Origin of the sequence: Pontibacter roseus DSM 17521, assembly GCF_000373265.1 — a bacterium.
Lineage (GTDB): Bacteria > Bacteroidota > Bacteroidia > Cytophagales > Hymenobacteraceae > Pontibacter > Pontibacter roseus.
This window is the reverse complement of record NZ_KB890761.1, coordinates 1053068-1073850: the sequence shown is the minus strand read 5'-3', so window position 1 is coordinate 1073850 and position 20783 is coordinate 1053068. Positions and strand designations below refer to the sequence as shown.

The 20783-nt window shown below is 53.4% G+C and carries 20 protein-coding genes; 14 read left to right on the top strand and 6 right to left on the bottom strand.

The window, feature by feature from the left end; genetic code table 11:
- Positions 1–44 precede the first annotated feature (44 nt).
- Positions 45–683, top strand: coding sequence for a 4'-phosphopantetheinyl transferase family protein (locus B051_RS0104985; RefSeq protein ID WP_018477081.1), 639 nt, complete (start codon positions 45–47; stop codon positions 681–683).
- A gap of 30 nt (positions 684–713) precedes the next feature.
- On the top strand, positions 714–1304 hold the full coding sequence (locus B051_RS0104980) for a thioredoxin family protein (RefSeq protein WP_018477080.1): 591 nt from the start codon (positions 714–716) through the stop codon (positions 1302–1304).
- Between the two features lie 68 nt (positions 1305–1372).
- Here B051_RS0104980 and B051_RS0104975 read toward each other — a convergent pair whose 3' ends face one another.
- The 4 genes from B051_RS0104975 to B051_RS0104960 form a co-directional block, all read right to left on the bottom strand.
- Positions 1373–2221 (bottom strand): transglutaminase-like domain-containing protein, encoded by an 849-nt coding sequence (locus B051_RS0104975; RefSeq protein ID WP_018477079.1) that lies wholly within the window; start codon positions 2219–2221, stop codon positions 1373–1375.
- Between the two features lie 96 nt (positions 2222–2317).
- Positions 2318–3946 (bottom strand): acyl-CoA carboxylase subunit beta, encoded by a 1629-nt coding sequence (locus B051_RS0104970; protein ID WP_018477078.1) that lies wholly within the window; start codon positions 3944–3946, stop codon positions 2318–2320.
- 88 nt (positions 3947–4034) lie between these two features.
- Positions 4035–5090, bottom strand: coding sequence for an MlaD family protein (locus tag B051_RS0104965; protein ID WP_018477077.1), 1056 nt, complete (start codon positions 5088–5090; stop codon positions 4035–4037).
- 21 nt (positions 5091–5111) lie between these two features.
- Positions 5112–5894 (bottom strand): N-acetylmuramoyl-L-alanine amidase family protein, encoded by a 783-nt coding sequence (locus B051_RS0104960; protein ID WP_018477076.1) that lies wholly within the window; start codon positions 5892–5894, stop codon positions 5112–5114.
- An 85-nt stretch (positions 5895–5979) separates the two neighbouring features.
- Here B051_RS0104960 and B051_RS0104955 point away from each other — a divergent pair, with 85 nt between their 5' ends.
- The 9 genes from B051_RS0104955 (at position 5980) to B051_RS0104915 (ending at position 14619) form a co-directional block, all read left to right on the top strand.
- Positions 5980–8679 (top strand): putative LPS assembly protein LptD, encoded by a 2700-nt coding sequence (locus B051_RS0104955; protein ID WP_018477075.1) that lies wholly within the window; start codon positions 5980–5982, stop codon positions 8677–8679.
- 83 nt (positions 8680–8762) lie between these two features.
- Positions 8763–9581 (top strand): 3-methyl-2-oxobutanoate hydroxymethyltransferase, encoded by an 819-nt coding sequence (gene panB / locus B051_RS0104950; protein ID WP_018477074.1) that lies wholly within the window; start codon positions 8763–8765, stop codon positions 9579–9581.
- A 134-nt stretch (positions 9582–9715) separates the two neighbouring features.
- Positions 9716–10399: an RluA family pseudouridine synthase gene (locus B051_RS0104945; RefSeq protein WP_033316648.1), complete on the top strand. Its 684-nt coding sequence runs from the start codon at positions 9716–9718 to the stop codon at positions 10397–10399.
- A 163-nt stretch (positions 10400–10562) separates the two neighbouring features.
- Positions 10563–11324, top strand: a complete 762-nt coding sequence (locus tag B051_RS0104940; protein WP_018477072.1) for an acyl-CoA desaturase — start codon at positions 10563–10565, stop codon at positions 11322–11324.
- A 222-nt stretch (positions 11325–11546) separates the two neighbouring features.
- Positions 11547–12092 (top strand): 30S ribosomal protein S16, encoded by a 546-nt coding sequence (locus B051_RS0104935; RefSeq protein WP_018477071.1) that lies wholly within the window; start codon positions 11547–11549, stop codon positions 12090–12092.
- A gap of 12 nt (positions 12093–12104) precedes the next feature.
- Positions 12105–12668 carry a ribosome maturation factor RimM gene (gene rimM, locus B051_RS0104930; protein ID WP_018477070.1) on the top strand — a complete coding sequence of 188 codons (564 nt, stop codon included), beginning with the start codon at positions 12105–12107 and terminating at the stop codon, positions 12666–12668.
- A gap of 17 nt (positions 12669–12685) precedes the next feature.
- A complete protein-coding gene (gene trmD / locus B051_RS0104925; RefSeq protein WP_018477069.1) occupies positions 12686–13363 on the top strand; it encodes a tRNA (guanosine(37)-N1)-methyltransferase TrmD in 678 nt (225 codons plus the stop codon).
- 164 nt (positions 13364–13527) lie between these two features.
- On the top strand, positions 13528–13881 hold the full coding sequence (gene rplS, locus B051_RS0104920; protein ID WP_026236196.1) for a 50S ribosomal protein L19: 354 nt from the start codon (positions 13528–13530) through the stop codon (positions 13879–13881).
- Between the two features lie 108 nt (positions 13882–13989).
- Positions 13990–14619, top strand: coding sequence for an inorganic diphosphatase (locus tag B051_RS0104915; protein WP_018477067.1), 630 nt, complete (start codon positions 13990–13992; stop codon positions 14617–14619).
- Between the two features lie 598 nt (positions 14620–15217).
- Here B051_RS0104915 and B051_RS0104905 read toward each other — a convergent pair.
- Entirely contained in the window at positions 15218–15922 is a 705-nt protein-coding gene (locus tag B051_RS0104905) for a DNA repair ATPase (protein WP_245539581.1), read from the bottom strand.
- 215 nt (positions 15923–16137) lie between these two features.
- Here B051_RS0104905 and B051_RS0104900 point away from each other — a divergent pair, with 215 nt between their 5' ends.
- The 3 genes from B051_RS0104900 (at position 16138) to B051_RS0104890 (ending at position 18250) form a co-directional block, all read left to right on the top strand.
- Complete coding sequence (locus tag B051_RS0104900) at positions 16138–16545, top strand: 6-pyruvoyl trahydropterin synthase family protein (RefSeq protein WP_018477064.1); 408 nt, start codon at positions 16138–16140, stop codon at positions 16543–16545.
- Positions 16508–17203 carry a GTP cyclohydrolase I FolE gene (gene folE, locus B051_RS0104895; RefSeq protein ID WP_245539580.1) on the top strand — a complete coding sequence of 232 codons (696 nt, stop codon included), beginning with the start codon at positions 16508–16510 and terminating at the stop codon, positions 17201–17203. The genes B051_RS0104900 and folE overlap by 38 nt, the downstream gene beginning before the upstream one ends.
- 126 nt (positions 17204–17329) lie before the next feature.
- On the top strand, positions 17330–18250 hold the full coding sequence (locus tag B051_RS0104890; protein ID WP_018477062.1) for a TIGR01777 family oxidoreductase: 921 nt from the start codon (positions 17330–17332) through the stop codon (positions 18248–18250).
- 117 nt (positions 18251–18367) lie between these two features.
- Here the strand turns inward: B051_RS0104890 and B051_RS0104885 are convergent, their stop codons facing one another.
- On the bottom strand, positions 18368–20710 hold the full coding sequence (locus B051_RS0104885; protein WP_018477061.1) for a penicillin-binding protein 1A: 2343 nt from the start codon (positions 20708–20710) through the stop codon (positions 18368–18370).
- Positions 20711–20783 lie beyond the last annotated feature (73 nt).

The window sequence follows — 20783 nt, the reverse complement described above, 5'->3', positions numbered from 1 at the left end:
ACAATTGCGGCTAACCCCCTCGTCCTTACCCAAAAACCCCTGCCATGCCCCTCTTCCACACCCGCGAACTCGATAGCCATACCTTGCTGGGAATATGGACCCTGGAAGAGGAGCCGGAGGAGCTGCTCCATACCCTGCCGCCTCATTTCGATGCGCAACAGGCACTGGCGCATACCCACCCGCGCAGGCAGCGGGAGTGGCTGGCAAGCCGGGTGCTGGTATACCAATTGCTGCAGCGCTTCACTGCCGAGCCGCTGCCCCTGCTCCGCGATTTGACCGGCAAACCCCTGCTCCAGAAAGAGGGCCTGCACCTGTCCATCACCCACTCCCCCAGCCTGGCCGCCGTCATCCTTTCCGATAGGTATGAGGTTGGCATAGATATTGAGTATATCAGCCCGAAGGCACTGCGTGTGGCAGACAAGTTTCTGACGGAGCGGGAGCGGATACTGACCGCCGATGATGAGCTGAAGACTTGCCTGTACTGGAGTGCCAAAGAAACATTGTACAAGATGTACGGTAAAAAGCAGTTGGTTTTTAAAGAGAACTTATTCGTGGAACCCGCCCAGGGTGCTGAAAACAACGTGTTGCAGGGGCAGGTAATTACCGATAAATTTTCTAAATTGTATCAGATTCAACACGAGCTTCTGCTTGGTCATGTGCTCACCTACAGTATTGACAAATGACCCCACGCTTACTTACCTAAAACAAACGATATGAAATACCTAGCTTCTTTTGCCGTAGCCTTTCTGGTTACAGCCAGCGTTTTCGCCCAGGGTGGCGGTTACCAGCTGGGCAGTAAAGTAGCTGACTTCTCGCTGAAGGACAGTCAGAACAAATCCGTCTCCCTCAGCGAATTCGCCAGGAGCAAGGCGGTGGTGGTAGTCTTCACCAACAACCAGTGTCCTTACTCAAAGCTCTATGAGAACCGGCTCGTCACGCTTTCGAAGTCATATGACCCGCAGGGGGTGCAGTTTGTGTTCATCAACCCGACGGTAGGCCTTGGCGAAGGCAGTGATAAACTAGAGGACCTGGCAGCCAAGAACTATGGCTTCCCATACCTAGCCGACGAAGGGCAGAAAATCAGCCAGCGCTTTGGCGCCACCAAAACCCCGGAGGTGTTTGTGCTGCACAACACCAACGGCGAATTCGTGCTGAAATATAAAGGCGCCATTGACGACAACCCACAGGTGGAGACCAATGTGAAGAACAACTACCTCAAGTCTGTGATTGACGAGGTGCTGGCTAACAAAACGGTGACCACACTTGACAAACGCCCAACAGGCTGTATGATAAAAAAATACTAACCAAGGTATAGCCACAAAGCAGAAGGCCGCTCCAGTTACTGGGGCGGCCTTCTGCTTTGTGGCTATACCTAAATAGCAGGGTCGTCGTCTGTGATGGCGGTGAGCAGCTTGGTCACCTCCGTCGCCTTCTCCAGGTCATTCGTCTTCTCAAAAGAGAAGGCCAGGTTGCGCAGTGCCCGCTTAATGATTTCGAGGTTGGAGCAAGGCTCATAGAAGATATCTACCGGGTTCAGGTTGAGCTGCAGAATGTAGTTATCTATATCCGTTTTGGACAGCATGAGGCCCTTGTTGTACACATTGATATAAAACTGTACCTCGCCTAGTTTGTAGGTCAGGATGAACAGGTTGGGCAGGTTCACGCCGAACACCGGCATGTCCAGCTTCTGCGCAATGGTCATGTAGATGGCGCACAGCGTAAGCGGATTGCCGCGCTTGGTCTCCAGCGCCAGGTGCAGCATGGAGTTGGACGGCGAATGGAAGTTCTTGGTGTTGGCAGAAAAACGCTTTTCCCGGAACAGCACGTTGTTGAGCGCCTTTACCTGGTCATACGGGTGCATGTTTTCCTTCATGTGCGTCCAGGCATCGAAGTACAGCTGCTCTATGGCTTTGTTCAGAGTTGCCAGCTCCACATCCGGGTATAGGTAGGTGTTCACCAGCCAAAGCCCTTCAATCAAATCCTGCCCGCCGCCTTCCTTCCAGTCTTTCAGCCGTTGCAGCAGCCCGTCGAACTGTAGGTTGTGAATCAGGTCCTCGATTTTCTTCTGCAGGTCCGCGTCCAGCGTCTCCTCCCACTCCTCTTCCAAAAAGGGTATGATGCTCTCCCCCAGCGACACTATCTTCTGCTCCACATGCGAGGCCACCTCATGGTCGATGTCATCCAACAGCGAGATAAGTGCCTTTATTTCCTTCTTCGTCACGCTTGTAATCGTATTTTATTTTAAACAGCTATACCTGAGGCACGCGCTTCTACAGATGGCTGCGCCTGCCTCTTCCCTCCAATATAATCCTATGATTTACGTCTGTATAACACCTACGTTGTAAGGCTTTTCGATTGGCGCGTGGTTTGCGGCCTCTATGCCCATTGAAATCACCTTGCGGGTCTCCAGCGGGTCAATGATGCCGTCTATCCACAACCTGGCGGCCGCATAGTAAGGCGACAGCTCCTCGTTGTACTTGGCCGTGATGCGCTCCAGCAGCTCCTGTTCCGCCTCCGGTGTAATCTCCTCTCCCTTAGCCTTCAACGCCGACACCTGTATCTGAAGCAGGGTTTTGGCCGCAGCCGCTCCGCTCATCACCGCCAGTTGTGCCGATGGCCAGGCGTAAATCAGGCGTGGGTCGTAGGCTTTGCCGCACATGGCATAGTTGCCGGCCCCGTAGCTGTTGCCCAGGATGATGGTGAACTTCGGTACCACAGAGTTGGCCATGGCATTCACCATCTTGGCGCCGTCCTTGATAATGCCGCCGTGCTCGGCTTTGCTGCCCACCATAAAGCCGGATACATCGTGCAGGAACACCAGCGGAATCTTTTTCTGGTTGCAGTTCATGATGAAGCGGGCGGCCTTGTCAGCGGAGTCAGAGTAAATCACGCCGCCCATCTGCATCTCACCTTTTTTGCTCTTCACAATCTTGCGTTGGTTGGCCACTATACCTACTGCCCAACCGTCTATGCGGCCCAAGCCACAGATGAGCGTCTGTCCGTACAGGTCCTTGTAAGGCTCAAATTCCGAGTTATCTACCAGGCGATGGATGATATCCATCATGTCGTAGGGCTTGGTACGGTCGGCGGGCAGCATCCCATAGATTTCGCTTTCCTCCAGCTTGGGGGATGCGGGTTCTATGCGGCTGAAACCGGCCTTCGGGTTCTCGCCCAGTTTATCGAAAATGGTGCGGATGTGGTCCAGCGCCTCTTTGTCGTCCTTGCACTTGTAATCGGTCACGCCAGAAATCTCGCAATGGGTGGTCGCACCGCCCAGCGTTTCATTGTCAATGTTCTCTCCAATGGCTGATTTCACAAGGTAGGAACCGCCCAAAAACACAGAACCAGTTCCTTCCACTATCAAGGCCTCATCGCTCATAATCGGTAGGTAGGCTCCTCCGGCCACGCAGCTGCCCATGATGGCGGCAATCTGCACGATGCCCATAGAGCTCATCACGGCATTGTTGCGGAACATGCGCCCGAAGTGCTCTTTGTCTGGGAATATCTCGTCCTGCATGGGCAGAAACACACCGGCGCTGTCCACTAGGTATACGATAGGCAGTTTGTTCTCAATGGAGATTTCCTGGGCACGCAGGTTCTTTTTGGCGGTGATGGGGAACCAAGCGCCGGCTTTCACAGTGGCATCGTTGGCTACTACCACGCACTGGCGCCCTTTGATGTAGCCTATACCTGTCACCACGCCGCCGCTGGGACAGCCACCTACGTCTTGGTACATTCCCTCGCCTGCAAAGGCGGCTACTTCCAAGAACTCAGTACCTTCGTCGAGCAGGTAGGCGATGCGCTCGCGGGCCGTCATCTTGCCCTTTTCATGCTCTTTCTGGATGCGCTTCTCACCGCCGCCCAGGTATACTTTCTTCAGTTTGCTTCTCAGCTGGAAACTCAGCTGCTTTAGGGAGTCCTCGTTTTTATTGAATTCGATATCCATGAAGGGTTGTAGAGTTGAGAGACTGATTTACAATGAAAAATCCGCTTTAAGGGCGGATTTCACAAATATACAATTTTTATAAGATGCCTTATTGCCTTTTTGTGGTGTCAGTGGCTGGCACACTCAGGGAATCCAGAACCGGGCGGCGGAATTCATCCGGGTTCTCGTCCTGCAGCTCCTTCACCTCCTCCAGCGTAATCACACGGCCTGTGGCGTCTACCTTATACCTGTCTTTGCGGCCGATGAGCGAGAACTGCACATAGCGTTTCGGGTAGGCCTGTATATCGCGCAGCAGCAGGTTGAGCGCTTCGGTGGAGCGGTTCATGTTCTGGTACAGTTCCTCATCGTTCATGAGCCTGCCCAGCGAGCCTTCGTTGGAGTTGAGTTTGGAGATAGTCGTCTCCAGTTCGTTCACGGCGGAGTTGGCGTCCCGCACCAGCTTGTTGATTTCCACCTGCTTCAGCGTATCCGTAATCTCGGTCATGTTCACGGCCAGACGGTCTATGTTACGCTGCGTCTGTTTCAGGGCGGAAGTCAGCTGGGTGAGGTTGGTGGTAATCTGGTTGATGTTGCGCTGGTTCTCCCGCAATATGTCATTGACGGTCTTGGTGGTCTCGTTGGAGTTGGCCAGTATCTGCTGCAGGTTGTTTTTCGCCTCGCTGTCCAGCAGCCTGTTCACGCGGGCCAGGGTGGTATCCACCTTATCAATCACAGGCACCGATTTGGAAGAAAGCATGTCCGCTATGCTTGTCTCTTTGTAGGATATCAACTCCTCGCCCCCGTTGTATTGCTTGGAATTGTTGCGCAGGTATAGCGTGATGGCCTTGCTACCCAACAAATCGGAGTTGCCCAGGCTGGCGATAGTGGAGTCACCAATCTGCAGGTCCTTGCGCACTTCTATGTCTACTTTGATTTGGTTGCCTCTCTCAGTCAGCAGCGTGAGTTCCTTCACATGCCCCACCTGTATACCGTTCAAAACAACAGGGTTGGACACCGAGAGGCCATCTACATTATCATAAACAACATGGAAGGTATTGGATTTAGAGAAGAGATCGGACCCTTTCAGAAACATGAACCCGAAATATAGGATGATGATTGCCACTATACCTAGCAGGGCAACTTTGATTTCTTTGGATATTTTCACGTAAGACCGTTTGGTTTAGCTTTAGTTCATGGCTTCAAGCTCTTGCTTGTACTCCTTGAAGGCACGATATATACCTGATGCCATATACGTTTGGTTAGTCTTATCGTTAAGGAATTTTTCCTCTGTAGGGTTGGTCAGGAAGCCGGCCTCAATCAGCACGCTCGGCATGTAGGATTTCCACAGCACCAGGAAGCCGGCCTGCTTCACGCCGCGGCTGGTGCGGCCCACCCGTGTTTTGAACTCATTCTCCACTTTCTGGGCGAAGCGAAGGCTGTTGTCGATGTAGGCACTCTGGTGCAGGGCGAACATGATGTGGCTCTGCGGGGAGTTGGGGTCAAAGCCGCCATACTTCTCCTTGTAGTCATCTTCCTGCAAAATTACGGCGTTCTCGCGCTTGGCCACAGCCAGGTTGCCGTTGGTGGTATGCAGGCCCATGGTATAGGTCTCGGTTCCGAAGGCGGTGGGAGGTCCCGCGTTCAGGTGGATGGAGATGAAGAGGTCCGCGTTGTTCTTGTTGGCTATACCTGCCCGGTCGATGAGTTCCACGAAGGTGTCATCCTTGCGGGTATACACCACCTTCACATCCGGCACGTTTTTCTCAATCAGGCCGCCTACCTGCAGAGCGAGTCTGAGGGCCACATCGGCCTCGTGTGAGACTTTTCCGTTACAGCCAATATCCTTGCCTCCGTGGCCGGCGTCAATTACCACTGTACGTAGTTTGTAGGCCTTGCGAAACTCCAGTTTATTGGAAGAGCATAGCAGTAAAATAAGGGCCAGGATGGGGACAATAACAATATTTCTCACAACGCTCGTTAGTTAAAAGCTAAAACAATAACTTTGTACAAAATAAATAAAACTTTAGGGAAGTCTGAAGAAGTTAAACTACATTTTGATTTTTTTGCTGTTGCTGCAGCTTGCGGTGCTCTCCGCCCTGCCCGTGTCGGGGCAAAGGGTGCGGCCGCCTGTCGCCACGCCTAAAGACACCGTCAGCATCACCGCCCCTCAGGATTCGCTCACGGCTCCCGTGCCCCAAGGCGACATCGAGACGACAATCAAATACTCTGCCAAGGACTCCATTCAGTTTGAGGTAGACCGCAAGGTAGTGCATCTGTACGGTGATGCCAAAATTGATTATGGCACCATGAAGCTCGAGGCTGCCTACATACAGATTGACTACGAGGCCAACACCCTTACCGCGACCACGCTCAAGGACTCCACCGGCAAAGAGGTTGGTACTCCGGTGTTTGCGGACGGCGCAGAGAATTATGCCGCCAAGCGCATCGCCTATAACTACAAGACCCGCAAAGGCCGCATCTCTGAAGTGGTAACGCAGCAAGGCGAAGGATACATACACTCCGAGGTGGTGAAAAAAAATGAGCAGAATGAAATCTTCGGCCTGCACAACAAATACACGACCTGTAACCTGGAGCACCCGCACTTCTACATCAGCGCCGGAAAGATAAAGGCTATACCTAACGACAAAATCATGTCAGGTCCGTTCAACCTCGTGATTGCCGACATACCTACGCCGCTGGGTTTCCTCTTCGGCCTCTTCCCGACACCGCGTAACAAGCGCTCATCCGGTATCATCATGCCTACCTTCGGGGAGTCGCGTGCCCGCGGCTTCTACCTGAGCAACGGCGGCTACTACCTGGCCCTGAACGACTACATCGGCACCCGCATCACCGGCGACATCTACTCACTGGGCGGCTTCCGGGTGGCCGTGGACAACACCTATGTCAATCGCTACTCGTACCGGGGCAATTTCAACATTAGCTACGACTACTTCAAGAACGACGAGGCGGATGTTGCCGACCCTTCCCGGTCTACCAACGACCTGGGTGGCCTGCCCCCGTCGCAGCGCACCGCCTTCGTGACGTGGTCACACAGCCCGGTGCAGAAACCCGGCCGTGGCCGCTTTACCGCTAACGTGCGGGCGGGCAGCAGCCAGCACAATCGGGTGAACATGAACAACAACCCGGGACAGTACCTTACCCCTACGTTCAACTCGAGCATCACGTACCAGAAGAACATACAGAACACGCCCTTCAGCTATACCGCCACCCTGAGCCAGGGGCAGAACAACGGTGGCTTTGTAGGTGAAGGGGAAAACCGGAGACCAGCCCCTACCACGATGAACTTCGTGCTGCCGGACCTCAACTTCGCCATGACGCAGATGAGCGTGTATGAGATTTTTTCGAAGAACGTACCGACAGGCCGCTGGTATGAGAACTTCACCTTTGGCTACAACCTGCGCGCCCGTAACGAGGTGTCGAACGTGGAGCGCGCCCGTAACTTGGGCACTGTGCCGGTGATAGGCGGCACGGAAAGAGACTCCACCTTTGCCATCAACTTCGATAACCTGGGTCGCCTGTGGCGGAACGGCCGCAAGAGCGCCGACCACAACTTCAGCATTGGCCTGGGCAACTACAAGGTGCTCCGTTTCTTCAACCTGACGCCTTCCGTATCGTACCGCGAGTCCTGGTTCGACAATAAGCTCACCTACTCGTTTGACCCAGAGCAGCGACGGGTGCGAATTGACACCGCGAGCTTTGGCCGGGTATACGAGTACAGCGGCGGCGCCACCCTCAACACCACCGTATACGGCACCGTCAATTTCCGGAAGGACAGGAAAGTGCAGGCTATACGCCACGTAATGCGACCCAGCATCGGCTACTCCTACCGCCCCAACTTCGGTGACCAGAGCAGGTTTGGCTTCTACCAGACACCCCAGGTAGGGATTGACACGTTGACTAACCTCCCCATTTACCAGACACTGCCTAGCTTTGCGGGCGGCACTGTGCCATCGGGCGGTTTGACGAGCGGCATGAGCATCGGCATTCAGAACAACGTGGAGATGAAGGTGAGGGCCAAGTCTGACTCCGCCGCCACGGCATTTGAAAAGGTCAGCCTGATTGACAACCTCGGCATCACCACCTTCTACAACTTTGCCTCGGATTCGCTGCGCCTCAGCCCCATCAACATCAACATGAACACGCGCCTGCTGCGGCTCTTCGACATCAACGTGAGTTCCACTTTCGACCCATACCAACTGAACGCTGAAGGCACCCGCATTGACCGCTACATGCTGGAGGGCTCTGGCTTCAAACTGGCACGACTGACCAACGCTAACCTGAGTATGCGGGCCAACTTTAACCCGGAGGCCAGGGCGAGCAACACGCCGCCGCCTACCAACCTGCCCGGTATGCTGAGCCCGACTGACCCGCTCATGCCAGACTACGTAGACTTCAACATACCCTGGACGCTGAGCCTGGACTACACCATCTTCTACACAGCAGGTATAGCCAACATCTCCGAGAACAGCCTGAGGCAGAACATCGGGGTGCAAGGCACCGTGAACTTCACAGACAAGTGGAAAGTAGGGTATACGGCCCACTACGACTTTGAGAACCAGAACATCGCCAACGCCAGACTGGACATATACCGCGACCTGCATTGCTGGGAGATGAGCATCGGTTGGACGCCTTTTGGCATCATGCGGGGCTACAACGTCACCATCAACGCCCGCTCTGCCCTGCTACGCGACCTGAAGCTCTCCCGAAACAGGTCTGGCGTAAACTTCCGATAACCCCTGTGACAGCCACTTGCCAGAACGGGTGGCTGTTTTGTTTTGAATTTCATACTTTTGACCCTCATCTAAAACAGCATCCTATGTCTGTCCACAAAAGCGACGTTAAGAAAGTAACCACGCACCAGCTGCAGAACATGAAAGAGCGCGGCGAGAAAATCTCCATGCTCACGGCATACGACTTCTCCATGGCCACCATTCTGGACGCTGCCGGTGTGGATGTACTCCTCGTTGGCGACTCGGCCTCTAACGTGATGGCTGGCCATGAGACCACGCTCCCCATTACATTGGACCAGATGATTTACCACGCCTCTTCAGTCATCAGGGGCGTGAGCCGCGCTTTTGTGGTAGTGGACCTGCCGTTTGGTTCTTACCAGGGCAACTCTTCAGAGGCTTTGCGCTCCACCATCCGGATTATGAAGGAATCTGGTGCGCATGGCATCAAGCTAGAAGGTGGCGCCGAAATAAAGGAATCCATTACGCGCATACTCAGTGCGGGTGTACCCGTGATGGGGCACCTGGGCCTGACGCCACAGTCTATTTACAAGTTCGGCACTTACACGGTACGCGCCAAAGAAGAGGCCGAAGCCCAGAAACTGATAGAAGACGCCCTGCTGCTGCAAGAGTTGGGCTGCTTTTCCATTGTGCTGGAGAAGATTCCATCTGAACTGGCGAAGCGCGTGACCGAGGCCCTGCAAATCCCTATCATTGGCATTGGGGCTGGACCGCATGTGGATGGGCAGGTACTAGTGGTGCACGACATGCTGGGCATCAACAAAGAGTTCAAGCCACGCTTCCTGCGCCGCTACGCCGACCTGCATACCATCATGACGGATGCCGTGAAGCATTACGTGCAGGACGTAAAAAGTAAGGACTTCCCCAACGAGAAAGAGGCATATTAAATCTAATTACGAATTCGGAATTATGAATTACGAATGGTACTCAGCAGGTAGCTTTTCGTACTTACAGCCACTATGCTATAAGGCACGATGACTTCCTACAATTCATAATTCCGAATTCGTAATTCATAATTCCTATGTTAGATGTTCTTTTTGAGGATAACCATGTGCTGGTGGTGAATAAACCCGCCGGCTTGCTGGTGCACGGTGACGAAACAGGTGACGAATGCCTGGCAGATATAGCCAAGCTATACCTGAAGGAGAAGTATAACAAGCCAGGCAACGTATTTGTGGGGGTGGTGCACCGACTGGACCGGCCAGTAAGTGGCGTGGTACTGCTGGCTAAAACCTCCAAAGCCCTCACGCGACTGAATGAGCTGTTCCGGAGCAAGAAGACCATCAAGACCTATTGGGCAGTGGTGCACAACAAGCCCGCGGTGGAGCAACAGACGCTGGTGCACTGGCTCATCAAGGACAGCAGCCGCAACGTGACCAAGGCCTATGCCCGCGAGAACAGCAACGGCCAGCGCTCTGAATTGAGTTACAGGCTTATTAGTCAGCACCAGAAAAGCTACTTGCTTGAGGTGAACCCTATCACGGGTAGGCCACACCAGATACGGGTGCAGCTGGCCTCTATGAACTGCCCCATCGCTGGCGACCTGAAGTATGGCGCACCCGCTCCCTTGCCTGATAAGAGCATAGCCCTGCACGCGCGGCGCCTTCAGTTTGAGCACCCAACCCTGAAAACCATCATTTCGGTCAGTGCCCCGCCTCCTGCGACAGCCATCTGGGCTCCCTTTCAAGGTATAGCCCTCAGCTGAGACCGACGCAGCGAAAGATGATATTCGTCATCTTTCTGAACTTTTATGGTCTTACCTGTACTTTATATATCAATCAGATTGTAATTTTGCATGGGCATGGTGATTTGCCAGCCAAGCCGCCTGCTCCAGAGTCTCTATCAACCATCATCACAATCATTGCTTCATGGCTATCCTCATTTTCTTTGTCCTGCACTGGTACCTGTCCCTGTTCGTCCAGACGTTCTTCCTGCACCGCTATGCGGCCCACAAGATGTTCACGATGAACCCGTTCTGGGAAAAGGCATTCTACCTATTGACATACCTGGCACAGGGTTCTTCCTTTCTGTCACCGAGGGCCTATGCTATCCTGCACCGTATGCACCACGCCTTCTCTGACACGGAGCGTGACCCGCATTCGCCACACTATTCCAACAACGCTTTCACGATGATGTGGAAGACCAAGAACATCTACAACGATGTGCTGAACCACCGCGTGGAGCCGGAGCGCCGCTTCGAAGGCAACTACCCGATGTGGCCTGCCTTGGAGAAACTGGGTGACAGCTATTTCTCCCGCATCGGCTGGGGTGTGGCATACGTGCTGTTCTACATCGCCTTTGCTACGCAGTGGTGGATGTTCCTGCTGCTTCCCCTGCACTTCCTGATGGGCCCGGTGCATGGCGCCATCGTGAACTGGAGCGGCCACAAGTACGGCTACCAGAACTTCGACAACAACGACAAGTCGCGCAACTCGCTTTTCTTCGACTTCCTGACAGGCGGCGAGCTGTTCCAGAACAACCACCACAAACTGCCCAACCGCGTCAACTTCGGGGTGAAATGGTGGGAAGTGGACCCAACCTGGCCTGTTATCTGGACACTGGACAAACTGAGCATCATCAAGCTGAAGCCCGTGAAGGTGAAAGCGGTCCGCACGAAAGTCAACGCATAAGCTTACCTCGAAAGCCCTTCCGCAACGGAGGGCTTTCTCTTTTACCGGGAGGGTCCTATCTTGGCAGAAGGCAAGGAGGCGCCTTGGGTACACGGCTATACCTTATGTCGCATACCTGCAAATCAATTTTAAATTCCTTGCATTAATCGGCACAAAATCACTACCTTTGCGGTTCTAAAAACTGGCGGACGGGTTCCGCCGACGTAATCACTTATATAAACAATGGCAGTTAAAATCAGACTGGCCCGCAGAGGCCGCAAAAAAGCAGCTATCTATGACATCGTAGTAGCTGATGCTCGAGCACCACGTGATGGTAAATTCATCGAGAAACTGGGTACTTACAACCCTAACACGAACCCTGCTTCTATCGACTTCAGCGATGAGAAGGCGTTCCAGTGGGTAATGAACGGTGCTCAGCCAACTGACACTGTAAAAGCGATGCTTTCCTACAGAGGTATTCTTTACAAGAAACACCTGCAGATTGGTGTAGCGAAAGGCGCTATCACACAAGAAACGGCTGATGCTCGTTTTGAGGAGTGGAAGAACGCGAAAGAAGCCAAAATCGAAGGCAAGCGTCAGAACTTGGCATCTGACAAGGAAGCGAAGCGTAAGGCTGCTTTCGATGCTGAGACGAAAGTGAAAGAAGCTCGTGCAGAGGCTATCCGTCAGCGTGAGGCTGAGAAGGCTGCCGCTAACGCACCTGCTGCAGAAGAGGCTCCAGAGGCACCTGCTGCTGAAGGCGAAGCTACTACGGAAGAGCAAGCATAAATTCAATCCGCCATGAACATTGATGACTGCTTCCTGTTAGGTCACATCGTCAAGACCCATGGCATCAAGGGGCAAGTGGTTGCGTTTTTCGACGTAGACTACCCCGAGGATTACGATGAATTGGAATCAGTCTTCCTGGAACAACAGGGAAGGCTGATTCCTTTTTTTATTGAAGACATGGAGCCGCAGGCGAAAGGCCGCTTCATCATTAAGTTCGAGGACATCAAGACCATCGAGCAGGCTGAGAAGCTGCGCAACACCAGCCTATACCTGCCACTCGACGAGCTTCCGGAGTTAGAGGAAGGACAGTTTTACTTCCATGACGTAATCGGCTACCGTGTGGTGGACCAGAACCACGGCCCGCTCGGCACAGTGAAAGAGTTTTACGACTTGCCACAGCAACAGCTGATGGCCATGGACTACAACGGCGAAGAGATGCTTGTACCTGTGATGGACGAAGTATTTGTGCGCGCCGACCACGAAACCAAAGAACTGCACGTGAACCTGCCGGAAGGTTTGCTGGAGGTATACACCCAGCCCGGCACCCCTGACGACGCCGACGACCGCGACGAGTAGCCTCCAATCCCATTCCCATGCGATTTGACATCATCAGTTGCCAACCCGACCTGTTGGAGAGCCCCTTCAGCCATTCCATTGTGAAGCGGGCGCAGCAAAAGGGCCTGGTTGACATTCACATCCACGATTTGCGTAAGTACGCCATCAACAAGCACGGCCAGATAGATGACTATGCCTTTGGCGGCGGAGCAGGTATGGTGATGATGATTGAACCCATCGATAAGCTCATATCCGAGCTCAGGGCCCAGCGGGAGTACGATGCCATCATTTACATGACGCCAGACGGGCAGACCCTCAACCAACAGATAGCCAATCAGTTTTCGCTGCTACAGAACGTAATCATCCTCTGCGGCCACTACAAAGGCGTGGACGAGCGGGTGCGCCAACACTTCGTAACGCACGAAATCAGCATCGGGGACTATGTGTTGTCAGGTGGCGAGTTGGGAGCGGCTGTATTGGCCGATGCTATCATCCGCATCATACCTGGTGTGCTGAACGATGAATCCTCTGCCCTGACAGACTCTTTTCAGGATGGGTTGCTGGCACCACCGGTCTATACCCGTCCGGCGGAATACAAAGGCATGCAAGTGCCGGATATACTGCTTTCGGGAGACGGCCCCAAGATAGAACAGTGGCGCTTTGAGCAGGCCGTGGAGCGTACGAGACAGCGCCGGCCAGACCTGCTGGACGAATAAGAAGTAGCCTTCATGCATACCTTGGGAACAACCGCTGCAGCGGTTTTCTCTATTAGGTTTCAAAATATTACATTTTTTTTCTGCAAATCTTCTTATGTAATAAATAATTACATATCTTTGCAGTCCGAATTTTGAAGAAGATATTTAGCTTTAACACCATAGCCATGAGCGAATTAATTAAATTTATCGAGCAGGAATCTACAGACAAGCGCGCCTCATTCCCCTCTTTCCAAGCTGGCGATACCATCAATATCCACGTTAAGATCCGTGAGGGTAACAAGGAGCGTATCCAGCAGTTCCAGGGTGTTGTAATTCAGCGCAAAAATGTGAACACAAACGGTGAGACATTCACTGTTAGAAAAGTATCTAACCAAATCGGACTAGAGCGTATTTTCCCGCTTCTTTCTCCTTCAATCGACAAGATTGAGCTTATCAGAAAAGGCCGAGTAAGAAGAGCAAGACTGTACTACCTGAGAGGATTGCAAGGTAAGGCTGCAAGAATCAAGGAAAGAAGATAAAAATACCTGTTTTCATAAGTTTTCCATAGTTTTAGTGAAAAGGAGTCGTTTTAACCAAACGGCTCCTTTTTTTATGACCCATCAGCTGCTGCTACTCCCCCGCTTCCGATGGACTGCTTATATTTGCAGGACAACCTTCCCGACCAGTCTATGAAGCCCCAGCTATACCTCCTCCTGCTACTCGCGCAGTTCCTATTCCTTTCATCTTGCCAAACGGACTACACCACCCTTCCCACCTACACGCCCCGGAAACAGCTGCAAGCAGTGATTGAAGTGCCCGCAGGCAGTTCCACCAAGATGCGCTACAACCGACAGACGAAGAAGTTTGAGGCGGACAAGTTGGCCGGGCAAGACCGTATCATCGAGTTTCTGCCATACCCTGCCAACTTCGGCTTTATACCTTCCACTGAAATCAATGCGCAGGCGAAGCCACTGGAGATTGTCGTGCTCTCAGGGAGACTGGAGGCAGGCACGGTACTGGAAGTCATCCCGATTGGGGTGCTGCAACTGGAAACCGATGGGGAACTGGACCATAAGGTAGTGGCTGTGCCCGCCCGCCCAAGTGAGCGCACCATGTCGGTGACGGATTTGGCCAGTTTCAGCAGCCGTTACCCAGCAGCGAAGGAAATACTGCAGCAGTGGTTCGTTCACCACAACCCCACTGCCAAGAGCAAACTCGTAGGCTGGCGCAACGAGCAGTTCGCGGAGCAGGAGGTGCAGCGTTGGATGAAATTGTAAAAAGAATGGTTCAGCCTTCCCTAGAGGGGCATCTCCTACGCGAATCCTGACATTCGATTTTGTCATTTCGACGAAAGGAGGAATCTCACGCCCTTCCGGCCGCACATCCATCGCCAGCGCAGTTGCTGCTTTTTTGCAGGCTGGCGAGTGAGGGAAAGGAGTAGTAAAACTGTCAGCATTTTTCACCGCCGGTTCCCGCTGCGCTCGCACCGGAGGTTGCTGTGGTAACAGATTCCTCCTTTCGTCGGAATGACAGAATAGGTATAGGAATGATTAGAGTGCTAGCAGGTATAGCAGGCGAAGGACAGGTATAGGTAATAGTATAGCTGGCAGGTATAGCCTTAACACCCATCTGACTCCCCTCAAGGGGAGAGTTTCCACAGCAGCCACAGGGCAACGGCCTTAGCCAGGAGCACCTTTTGGCGCTCCACTGTTTGAGCGGTCAGCGAGTTTGGAGCGCCTTGATTCTTTTGCTTACTTTTCTCATCAAGGAGAAAAGTAAGTGCCCGCCGCACAGGCGAAGCGATAAAAAACTCAGCAGGCGAACAGCTAAAGCCGCCGCTACAAGGTATAGGTATAGCAACAGCTAGCTCACCCTCTACTTGATATCCTTCAGCTTCGCTCTAACCTCCTCTACAGCCCGCTCCATGGCCTGCACTTGCTCACGGCTTGCGCTCTGCTGCTTCACGTTGAGCTCCACATTCTGCTCCAGTTGCTTCAGTTCCTCTGCGTTGCGTACCAGTTCCGCCTCCAGCTCCAGTTTGCGCTTCCGGTTCTTCTCTATGTTCTGCTGAAGCTCATTTGCCTGTTTTACCACACGGTCCTGCTCCTGCTTAGTGGAGCGTAGTACCTCCTCCGCCTGGTTTATCTGCCGCAGCACGTCCTGGCGGTATACTTTTTTGGCGAAGGACTTCATGAAACCTTCGGCTGTGGCATACTCCGAAGGTGTGGCGTCTTTATCCACATAGGCTACACCCATGTCCAACGACCACCACACGTAGCTTCCTGTAGCATGGCTGCCCACCATAGATGTCACGCGCATGGGCGACTTGGAGATGGTATCAATCACAGCGCCTTCGACCGTGAAGACACCTTTGGATTGCTTTACCTTTCCGGCTTTCTGGTTTAAGTGTTCCTTCCAATGCTTCTCCACAAACTTTGGGTCCAGCTCCACCGTCAGTTGCTGCCCCCGCCGCGTCACGCCGCTCACCGACTGCTCCTTCTCCTCCACCCGCACAGTCTGTGCGCTTGCCGCACCTGCCAACAGCAGCAGGACTCCCACTAAAAAACCTTTCGCTCTCATACCTGAATTGAACAATACTATATATTACTTATTGGATGTTCCGAAAATAGCTAATCTCTGCAAAACATCAGATAAATGGGCCAGAATAATTTAGCGCCTAAATGGTTTGGCTTTGGGTGCCACTACTTGTAAATTTGCAATCTTATGGCTATACCTGTCCATAACTCACGCTGAGCGTACCCGAACAATAGACACGCTTGCCTGTTGCATACACGATGAAAGTAACTATCTGCAGAAAAGAGCACTTCAATGCGGCCCACAGGCTACACAACCCTGCCTGGAGCGACGAAGAGAACGCGGCTGTTTTCGGGCTGTGCAACAACCCCAACTACCATGGGCACAACTACGAGCTCATCGTGAAACTGACCGGCGACGTGGAAGAAGACACCGGGTATGTGTATGACATGAAAAAGCTCAGCACGCTGGTGCAGGAGGAGGTGATACAACGGTTCGACCACCGGAACCTCAACCTGGACACCAAGGAGTTTAAGCACCTGAACCCCACCGCCGAGAACATCGCCATCGTGATTTGGGAAAAGCTGCGCGAAAGAATCAGCAGGGACTACGATTTAGCCGTAACACTTTATGAAACAGAAAGGAACTTTGTTGAATATAATGGATAACCAGGAGCCGGGCCACGAGGCGGAAGAAATGGACGACCACATGATGAGCTCGCTGGAGACGCCGCTTCGCGCTGACGCCTTCGATTTATCCGACGCTGAGAAGATTGTCATCATCGAGCGGCACTTCCGGGAAATCATGCACACCATGGGGCTCGACCTGACAGACGACAGCCTGAAGGGAACGCCACTGCGCGTGGCCAAAATGTATGTGCAGGAGATTTTCAGTGGCCTGCACCCCGAGAACAAGCCGGTCATTCGACGTTTCGAGAACAAGTACAAGTACAACCAGATGCTGGTGGAGCGCGACATCACCGTGTACTCTTCCTGCGAGCACCACTTTGTGCCAATCATTGGCAAGGCGCATGTGGCCTACATGCCGAACGAGCACGTAATCGGTCTGTCCAAGCTCAACCGCATTGTGCAATACTACGCCCGCCGCCCACAAGTGCAGGAGCGCATGACCATGCAGATTTCCAACGAGCTCAAAGAGGCCCTGAAGACGGAGAATGTGGCTGTGTTGATTGAGGCCGACCACCTGTGCGTGATGAGCCGTGGCGTGAACGATGTGAGCAGCAGCACCATCACGGCCGAGTACTCTGGCCTATTTGAGCAGGAGCCGTACCGAAGCGAGTTCCTGAGCCATATCCGCAAAAAATAACCACACCGCCATTTCCTGCGCCTGAGAGCATACTTAAAGGTTTTTCATCCCCATTTACAACGAAACCTTACCCTAAACGCGTATAGGTATATTCCTATATAATTCCATTTATGCTACAGAACCACTATGCCAGGTAAAATTCTTATCACAGGCGGCTCAGGTCTTATTGGTACACGCCTTTCGGAAATGCTGATAGACCAGGGATATGAGGTAGCCCACCTAAGCAGAAAACCCGGCAAATCCTCGCATTACAAGTCCTTTCGCTGGGATATAGGGGAATCCTACCTCGATGACAGCGCCGTCACCTACGCCGATTATATCATACACCTGGCTGGAGCCGGATTGGCCGACCAGAAGTGGACGAATGAGCGGAAAAAGGAGATTGTACGAAGCCGGGTGGAGAGCACAAAGTTGCTAATCAGCAGCCTGCAGCGAACAGAGCATCATGTTAAGGGTTTTATCTCGGCTTCTGGCGTCGGCATCTATGGGGACGCCGGCGACCAGCTCATGTCCGAGGAAAGCACCTACGGCGACGATTTCTTAGCAGAGGTATGCAAGGCCTGGGAAGGGGCGGTATGGCCGGTGAAGGACCTGGGTATACGCACCGTCATCTTCAGGACAGGTATAGCTCTGAGCGACCAGGGAGGAGCCCTGCCCCAGCTGGCCCGACCAGTCAAGCTGATGGCTGGCGCCCCTTTGGGCAGCGGCAAGCAGTATATGTCCTGGATTCACATGGACGACCTGTGCCGCCTGTACATCCGGGCTATTGAGGATACCCAGTTCGAAGGCGTATACAATGCCGTGGCCCCGCACCCTGTCACAAACGCCGAGTTCACCAAGCAGTTGGCCGGAGCCATGCACCGCCCGCTGATGCTCCCTAAAGTGCCGTCCTTCGCCATCAACCTGATGATGGGCGAGATGAGTGATGTCGTGTTGACGGGCCAGCGGGTAAGCGCGAACAAAGTGCTGCAGACCGGTTTTACGTTTGAGTATAACTACCTCGAGGAGGCACTGGAATCGTTCTACAAAGGCAAAGACAAAAGTTGAGCTCCCCCTATACCTGTTTGCCAAGATTACAGGTATAGCAGATTCATAGTTTAGAATAAAAAACAGCGCCGACTAAAATATAGTCGGCGCTGTTGCTTTCTGTGGTCCAGGTATAGCCTAGAAGGTGTCTATCAACTCAGGGATTTCGAAATTCAAATCGAAGGACAGGGAGTCGGGTTCTTCTACTTTCGGCAACACGGTGGTGCAGTTGTACTTCTTGCTGATGTCGACAGTCGGCTTGGGGAAACGACCCATCGTGAAACCGAGTTCCTTGTCCTGGTACAGCCGCTCCATGTAGAGTCCGTACACCGGCAGCGCCGTTTTGGAGCCTTCGCCCAGGTTAGAGGTACGGAAGTGGATGCTGCGGTCCTCACCGCCTACCCATACCCCTGTCACCAAATCCTTGGTCACGCCCATGAACCAGCCATCGGAGTGGTTGGAGGTGGTGCCTGTCTTGCCGCCTATCTCGTTTCCTTTCCAGAGGTCGTATTCCCAGAGCGCCTGCGAGGTTCCACCCGGCTCCTCTATACCTCCTTTGAGCATGTGCATCATCAGGAAAGCGGTTTCTTCTTTGAGCACCTTCTTCTGCTCTGGCACAAACTGCTCAATCAGGTTTCCGTTGCGGTCCTCAATGCGGGTGATGAACATGGGCGTGGTATGAAACCCGTGGTTCGGGAAGGTGCTGTAGGCGCCCACCATCTCATACACCGACACATCGCTCGGCCCTAAGCCGATAGAAGGCACCTTGTCCAGCGGACTGGTGATACCGAGGCGATGCGCATAGTCTACTACCGTTTCCCAGCCTACCAGCTCCGTCAGCTGCGCCGTCACCGAGTTCACGGATTTGCCCATGCCGCGGCGCAGCGTCATCGGTGCCCCGGTATAGGTCCAGTCTGCGTTGTTCGGGGACCAGCTCTTCTTCTCCCCCTTCTCCACGTAGTTGATGGTGATGCGCTGGTCCACTAGCTTATCGCAGGGCGAGTAGCCATTGTCGATAGCGGCCACGTACACAAACGGCTTGAAGGTGGAGCCCGGCTGGCGACGCGCCTGTTTCACGTGGTCGAATTTGAAATACTTGTAGTTGATGCCGCCCACCCATGCCTTGATTTGGCCGGTAAAGGGGTCCATCGTCATCATGCCTCCATGTAGAAAGCGCTTGTAGTAGCGCAGCGAGTCCAGCGGCGACATGGTCATCTTCTTTTCGCGCTCCGGATTGTCCCAGGTGAACACCATCATCTCGCGCGGCGTGTTCAGTTCTTTGTTGATAGCGGCTTGATTGTCACCATGCTTCTTTTTGAGGCGCTTGTAATAATCGGTGCGCTTGATGGTTGCTTCTATGAAACCCGGAATCTCGTTGTTCTTCTCGTCCACCCAAGGGTTCTTGCCTTTCCAGTGGTTGTCGAAGCGGCGCTGCAGGGTGCGCATCTGCTGCTCCATGGCGGCCTCGGCATGCGCCTGCATGCGTGAATCGATGGTGGTGTATACCTTCAAACCGTCGCGGTACAGGTCATAGCCGTTCTCTTTGCACCATTCCTTCATAAAGTCAGCCACGGCACCCCGGAAGTAGGTGGCGGGACCGTCGTAGTGGTTCTCCACCTTGTACTCCAGCACAAGCGGCAGTTTACTCATTGAGTCGGCGGAAGCTTGCGTCAGGTAATTGTATTTCGCCATCTGCCCCAGCACGGTGTTGCGGCGGCGGGTAGAGTTTTCGGGATTGAAGCGGGGGCTGTAGTAGGTCGGGGCCTTCAGCAGGCCCACCAGCACAGCGGCTTGCTCGGGCTTCAGGCTGTCTGGCGAGGTGTTGAAAAAAGTCTTGGAGGCCACCTGTATCCCGAAGGAGTTACTGCCAAAATCTACGGTGTTGAGGTACATGGCTAGAATCTCTTCCTTGGTATAGCGCTGCTCCAGCTTGATGGCCGTGAGCCACTCTTTGGTTTTGGAGATGATGATGTTGGCTCCCGGAATGTGGCCGAGCACGCCTTTAGAGTCATCGGTGCGGGTCTTGTAGAGGTTTTTGGCCAGCTGCTGTGTAATCGTGCTGCCGCCCCGGCTCTCGCCGCGCAGGTTGTCATACACCGCCCCGAACAGAGCTGCCGGGTCAATGCCGGAGTGCTCATAGAAGCGGACGTCTTCGGTGGCGATGAGCGCCTGAATCAGCGTAGGCGACATCTCTTTGTAGCTCACGGGGCTGCGGTTCTCTCGGAAGTACTTGCCTATGAGTTGCCCATCGGCGGTATACAGCTCAGAGGCCTGGTCGCTGCGCGGGTTCTCCAGCCTGTCGAGGCTCGGCGAGGAGCCGAAGAGGTAGAAGAAGTTGTACTCCACACTCACCAGGTATGCTATGACCACCGCCAGCCCCAGCACGAAAAGCCTCCAACTGAAACCAATGATACCCCGATATACCGACCTCTTTTTCTTCTTGGGTTCTTTTACTTGTTCTTGCTCTTGCAGCATGCTCATATCAACAGGGCAAAGGGCCCTTTAATTCCGGTACACTTCTTTCTAAACTACTGCAAATATACCTTTTGTGTAC